At 73.4% G+C, this 5,962-nt stretch carries 5 protein-coding genes and 1 pseudogene; all 6 read left to right on the forward strand.

Annotated elements, in window-relative coordinates; translation table 11 throughout:
* The first annotated feature begins 161 nt into the window (after positions 1-161).
* Complete coding sequence (gene hflX / locus L2I40_RS17750; RefSeq protein WP_237216527.1) at positions 162-1,394, forward strand: GTPase HflX; 1,233 nt, start codon at positions 162-164, stop codon at positions 1,392-1,394.
* Positions 1,391-2,254, forward strand: a complete 864-nt coding sequence (locus L2I40_RS17755; protein WP_237216528.1) for an inositol monophosphatase family protein — start codon at positions 1,391-1,393, stop codon at positions 2,252-2,254. The genes hflX and L2I40_RS17755 overlap by 4 nt, the downstream gene beginning before the upstream one ends.
* Positions 2,247-2,780: a transcription elongation factor GreB gene (gene greB / locus L2I40_RS17760; protein ID WP_237216529.1), complete on the forward strand. Its 534-nt coding sequence runs from the start codon at positions 2,247-2,249 to the stop codon at positions 2,778-2,780. The genes L2I40_RS17755 and greB overlap by 8 nt, the downstream gene beginning before the upstream one ends.
* A 9-nt stretch (positions 2,781-2,789) precedes the next feature.
* Complete coding sequence (locus tag L2I40_RS17765) at positions 2,790-3,509, forward strand: MgtC/SapB family protein (RefSeq protein ID WP_237216530.1); 720 nt, start codon at positions 2,790-2,792, stop codon at positions 3,507-3,509.
* 100 nt (positions 3,510-3,609) lie between these two features.
* Complete coding sequence (locus L2I40_RS17770) at positions 3,610-4,551, forward strand: pirin family protein (RefSeq protein ID WP_237216531.1); 942 nt, start codon at positions 3,610-3,612, stop codon at positions 4,549-4,551.
* Positions 4,552-4,690: 139 nt separating this feature from the next.
* Positions 4,691-5,962: pseudogene (locus L2I40_RS24495) on the forward strand (hypothetical protein); the annotation flags it as partial.

Below are 5,962 nucleotides of genomic sequence, written 5' to 3' on the forward strand. Positions count from 1 at the left end.
GGCGGCCGCGCCGGCCGAGGCCGGGGCGGCGCCGCGGGAAGGCCGGCTCACCCTCGGCCGCGAGGTGAACCCTGTCGGTCGCGGCGAATAGCAACGAGCGCCAGGAGGAGCGGGGGCCCACCAAGGCCGCCGTCATCCTCCCGCATGAGCGCGCCGGCCGGATGGACGGCGCGGGCTCCCGCGCGGCCGAGGCGCGGCTCGCCGAAGCCGTCGGACTGACGGCCTCCATCGGCCTGACCATCGTCCATACCGGCATCCATCCGCTGCGTGCCGCGCGGCCCTCGACGCTGCTCGGCGAGGGCCAGGTGCAGATGGTGAAGGAGGCGGTGGAGCGGCACGGCGTGACGGTCGTCGTCGTGGATGCCGCGCTCAGCCCCGTCCAGCAGCGCAACCTGGAGCGTGCCTGGGGCTGCAAGGTCATCGACCGCACCGGCCTGATCCTCGAGATCTTCGGCGAGCGCGCGCGGACCAAGGAAGGCGCGCTGCAGGTCGAGCTCGCGCATCTCGACTACCAGCGCACGCGGCTGGTGCGCAGCTGGACCCACCTTGAGCGCCAGCGCGGCGGCTTCGGCTTCCTCGGCGGCCCCGGCGAATCCCAGATCGAGATCGACCGCCGGCTGATCGGCGAGCGGATCGTTCGGCTAAAGAAGGAGCTGGAGCAGGTGCGCCGCACGCGCGGGCTGCACCGCAAGGCGCGCGAGCGCGTGCCCTATCCGGTCGTCGCACTCGTCGGCTACACCAATGCCGGCAAGTCGACGCTCTTCAACGCGCTGACCGGCGCGGGCGTCTATGCGCAGGACCAGCTCTTCGCCACCCTCGATCCCACCATGCGCGCGATCCGGCTGCCCTCCGGGCGGACTGTGATCCTCTCCGACACGGTGGGCTTCATCTCCGAACTGCCGACGCAGCTCGTCGAGGCCTTCCGTGCGACGCTCGAGGAAGTGGCGGCCGCCGACATCATCCTGCATGTGCGCGACGCCGCGCATCCGGACAGCGCCGCGCAGCGCGCCGATGTCGTCAAGGTGCTGACAGAGATGGCCGAGGGGCCGGACGCGCCGCTCGATCCCGACTGGGCCTCGCGCGTCGTCGAGGTGCTGAACAAGGCCGACCTGATGGGCGGGGCCGATGCCGTGCCGCAGCTCGAGAACACCATCGCGGTCTCCGCGCTGACCGGCGACGGGCTCGAGAAGCTGCGGGCAGCGCTCGACGAGCGGCTGGCTGCGGGGATGGAGACGGCGGAGTTCCGGCTGTCCCCGGCCGATGGCGCTGGCATCGCCTGGCTCTACGAGCATGGCGAGGTGCTGTCGCGCGAGGACGCGGAGGAGGCGGTGCGCCTGACCGTGCGGCTCTCGCCGGCCAACCGCGCGCGCTTCGAGCAGCGATCGGCGGGATGACGCGCCCCGACCGGCGCCTCGCGAGCGAGGTCGCCGCGCTGCTGCGCGGGGCCGCGCGCACCGAGATCATGCCGCGCTTCCGCCGCCTCGCACCCGACGCGGTGCGCGCCAAGAGCGGTCCGCTCGATCTCGTGACCGAAGCGGACGAGGCGGCGGAGCGCGTCATCGCCTCGGGGCTCGCGAAGCTGCTGCCGGGTTGCGTCGTGGTCGGCGAGGAGGCGACGGCCGCCGATCCCGCGCTGCTCGACCGGCTCGCCGGCTCGGAGTGCGCGGTGGTGGTGGACCCGGTGGACGGCACGGCGAACTTCGCCGCCGGCGTGCCGCTCTTCGGCTGCATGGCGGCGCTGTTCCTGCGCGGAGAATGCATCGCGGGCTGGATCCACGACCCGCTCGGCGACGACACCGCGGTCGCGCTGCGCGGGGAAGGGGCCTGGGTCGAGGACAGCGAGGGGCGCACGCATGGCGCGCTCCGCGTCGCCGCGCCGGTGCCGGTGGCGGCGATGGTCGGCGCGGTCTCCTGGGGCTGGATGCCGGAGCCGCTGCGCTCCCGCGTGCCGGCACGGCTGCCGCGCCTCGCGGCAACGCTGAACTATCGCTGTGCGGCGCATGAGTACCGCCTAGCGGCTGGCGGGCATGCGCATCTGCTGGTCTACAACAAGCTCATGCCCTGGGATCACGCGCCGGGCTGGCTGATCCATGCCGAGGCGGGCGGCTACGCCGCGCAATTCGACGGGAGGCCCTACGATCCCGCGCGCGCCCGGGCGGGCGGGCTGATCTGCGCGCCGGATCGGGACAGCTGGTTGGCCGCGCGGGATGCCCTGCTCGAGCCCGATGCGCACGCGCCTTCGCGCGATGGCTGACGACGAGGACGACGAGGACGAAGGCCCGCCCGGCCTGCCGCCCGGCACGCCCTTCTACATGACGCCGGCCGGCGCGCAGGCGCTGCGGGAGGAGTTGCGCCGGCTGTGGGAGGAGGAGCGGCCGAAGGTGGTCGAGGTGGTGTCCTGGGCCGCGGGGCTCGGCGACCGGTCGGAGAATGCCGACTACCAGTACGGCAAGCGTCGGCTTCGCCAGATCGACGCGCGCGTCCGCTTCCTCCGCAAGCGGCTGGAGCGCGTGCAGGTGGTGGACCCGGCGGCGCAGCCGAAGCGCGACCAGGTCTTCTTCGGCGCGACGGTCACCTATGCGCGCCTCTCCGACGATGCCGAGGTGACGATCACCATCGTGGGTGTGGACGAGGCGGATGCCGAGGCCGGGCGCATCTCCTGGGTCGCGCCTGTCGCCCGCGCCCTGCTCGGCGCGAGGGTCGGCGACACGCGGCGGATCCGCACGCCGGCCGGCGTCGACGAGATCGAAGTGGTTGCGATCGCCTATCCGGCGGCATAGTCGCCGGCGATGCACCTGGCCCTGCCGCTCACCTGGGACAGCCTGTCCGACACGCTGGCGAGCCTCGCGCTCGCGCTGCTGCTCGGTGCGCTGATCGGGGCGGAGCGGCAGTATCGCGAGCGGATCGCGAGCCTGCGCACCAATGTGCTGGTGGCGCTCGGCGCGGCGGCCTTCGTCGACATGGGGCTGCAGATCGGCGGCTCGGCGGATGCGCTCCGCGTGGTCGCCAATGTGGTCACCGGCGTCGGCTTCCTCGGCGCCGGGCTGATCATGAAGGAAGGCGCCAACATCCGCGGGCTCAACACCGCCGCCACCGTCTGGTGCTCGGCCGCGGTCGGCGCGGCGGCGGGGGCGAACCTGCCGGCGCAGGCGATCGGCCTCGCCGTCTTCGTACTGGCCTGCAACACGGCGCTGCGGCCGCTCGGCAAGCTGATCGACCGGCTGCCGCTGCGCGATGCGGCGGCCGAGGCGCGCTACGCTGTCAGCCTGACCGTCCCCGACCCCAGCGTGGGCGCGGCGCGCGAGGCGCTGGCCGCGGCGCTGGCCGAGGCCGCCTATCCCGTCGCGACCTGGGAGCAGCACGGGCGCAAGGGCGGGCAGGCGGAACTGGTGGCCGTGCTGGTCAGCAGTTCCGTCAGGCCGGGCGAACTCGACGCGGTGGTCGCGAGGCTCCGCCGCGCCGTGCCCGAGGCTGCGGACGCCGCCTGGACGCGCAGCAACCCGGACTGAGCGCAGGCGATCAGCGCCGGGCATCCCGGTCATCCATCCGGCGGATGGCGCGGAATGCCGGACCGCACCCATCTTCGGGGCCGAGCAGGAGAGCGCCGTGATGACCGCGACCGACCCGACCGATCCGCTGCCGGCAGGCCTCGAGACCGTGCTGCTGCCGCGCACCCACGACATCGGCGGCTTCGAGGTGCGCCGCGCCTTGCCGGCGAAGGAGCGCCAGATGGTCGGCCCCTTCATCTTCTTCGACCAGATGGGACCGGGCGAGTTCCTGACCGGCAAGGGCGTCGATGTGCGCCCGCACCCGCATATCGGCCTCTCGACGATCACCTACCTGTTCGAGGGCGAGATCCTGCATCGCGACAGCCTCGGCACCGAGCAGCCCATCGCGCCCGGCGACGTGAACTGGATGACGGCGGGCCGCGGCATCGCGCATTCCGAGCGGACCGCGGCGGAACGGCGCGCGGCCCCGCATCGCCTGTCGGGCATCCAGTCCTGGGTCGCACTGCCGAAGGACCGCGAGGAGGTGGCGCCTGACTTCGCCCATCATCCCGGCGCGACGCTGCCGGTGATCGAGGATGGCGGCGTGCGGCTGCGCCTGATCGCCGGCGCGGCCTGGGGCGCGCGGGCGCCGGTCGCCGTCGCGTCAGAGCTGTTCTACGCGGACGCCCGCCTCGCACCCGGCGCCGCCCTGCCTCTGCCCGACCACGAGGAACGCGGCGCCTGGGTGATGGAAGGCGAGGTCGAGGTGGCCGGCGTGCGCTTCGAGGCGGGGCGCATGCTGGTGTTCCGGGCCGGCGACGCGGTGTCGCTGCGGGCCGGCGCGCAGGGCGCGCGCCTGCTGCTGCTCGGCGGCGCCGCCATGGACGGGCCCCGCTACCTGTTCTGGAACTTCGTCTCCTCCTCGCGCGAGCGGATCGAGGCGGCGAAGCGGGACTGGGCGCGGGACCGCATGGGTCTGGTCGTGCCGGGCGACGAGAAGGAATGGATCCCGCTGCCCGAGCATCAGCGCGTGCGGGCGGGGGAGGGCGCGCTGACCTCGTGACGTCGCCTCAACTGCAAGTGTCGGCAGGGGGCGGCAGAATAGCCTGCTAGCTGAATGCGTCATCGGCGCGAGAGGGCGTGCTCGCATCGCCCCAAAAAGTCGAATACAAAATGCCGTCAGTTTTGGCGGAGTGCGCGCGGTGCCGGATACGATGTTGCCGGAGCGGACACCAACGGGGCGGGCCTTCAACGGATCGGAAGGCCCCGGCTTCACGGTCAAGTCCCTGCGCAACGGCTGGCGGCTGTTCTCCTTCGGCCGGCTCGCCGGCACACCCTTCCGACTGGTACTCGCGCAGCCCGAGCATGGGGTTGCGCTGCTGGAGCTCGAGCCCGGTTGGACGCCGAATGCATTGGCGCTGTTCCGCCGGACGCTCGAGGATGCGGGGTTTTTCCGGCTGCATCCGGGCTATCTCCCGGTCATCCACCGCTCCGTGAAGGAAGCCGAGCTGCCGTATCTGGACACGGTGCTGGCGGAAGCCTTCATCGGTCTGGACCCGATACACTTGGCGGGTCAGGCACGCTGGGCTGACACCCTGCAGCGCATCCTGACAGCGGGACGCGCCACTCCAGCTCTGACCGAGCCGGATGGAGAGACGGGAAGCGAGCGCCGGCGCTGGGCGGTGATCCTGGCTGCAAGTGGCGGGGTCGCCCTGGTCGGTGCTGCGCTCATCGCGGGGCCCTTGCTGCTGCGCGGGCCTGCGCCTCAGGCCCCGCAAGCGAACCGGCCTGCGGTGGAGGCGATCGTCGAGCGGCCACCGTCGCGCACAACGCCCGGCCCGGCGGACGCCGCCCCTCCGGTCAGCGGATCGCTTCCTGAGCCCCGGACCGACGGGCTGGCGGCTGAGGGTCCGGGATCCGCCTCGCTCGGCCTCCCGGTCGAGTTGCCTCCGACTGTCGCGGCCGACCCTCCATCGGCGGTGATTGAGCCGCGTCCGTCAGCCGAGGAGCAGCCCGAAACCTGGGCGGCACCGGAGGTCGCCGTGGCGCCGCAAGCCACGCCGCCGGTCGAGCCGCCTCCCGTCATGGCAGCGCTGCCTGAGCCCGCGGCTGAGCTGCCGCCATTCGTGGTGCCGCCCGCCGCCGGCCCGGCCGAGAACCTTGTGACGGCGCTCCCGCCGGCCGGGGAAGCCCCGCCATCGGTTGTGCCACCCGCAGCACCGGAGCCAGCGGAGGCGACCCCGCAGGAAGCGCCAGTGGCGGAGGCAACGCCGGCGGCCGAGCCGCCCCCGGTCGTGGCGCCCATCCTCGCGCCACCGCCCGTCATCCCGCCTGTGGCAGCCGTCTTGCCTGCGCCGCCCCCCGCGGTGGTGGCACCCGAAGCCCTGCCGGCGACCTCCGCCACCCCGCCACGAGCGGAGGCGCCCCGGCCTGCCGAGCCCGTCCGCGCGCCCGTTGCGCCTGCCGTTCCGGCG

It is taken from the genome of Falsiroseomonas oryziterrae, from assembly GCF_021864505.1.
GTDB lineage: Bacteria > Pseudomonadota > Alphaproteobacteria > Acetobacterales > Acetobacteraceae > Falsiroseomonas > Falsiroseomonas oryziterrae.

Bases quoted from the DNA above. Each gene is read 5' to 3' on its own strand.
- L2I40_RS17755 (WP_237216528.1), top strand. From the start codon at position 1,391: ATGACGCGCCCCGACCGGCGCCTCGCGAGCGAGGTCGCCGCGCTGCTG.
- greB (WP_237216529.1), top strand. From the start codon at position 2,247: ATGGCTGACGACGAGGACGACGAGGACGAAGGCCCGCCCGGCCTGCCG.
- hflX (WP_237216527.1), top strand. From the start codon at position 162: ATGGACGGCGCGGGCTCCCGCGCGGCCGAGGCGCGGCTCGCCGAAGCC.
- L2I40_RS17770 (WP_237216531.1), top strand. From the start codon at position 3,610: ATGACCGCGACCGACCCGACCGATCCGCTGCCGGCAGGCCTCGAGACC.
- L2I40_RS17765 (WP_237216530.1), top strand. From the start codon at position 2,790: ATGCACCTGGCCCTGCCGCTCACCTGGGACAGCCTGTCCGACACGCTG.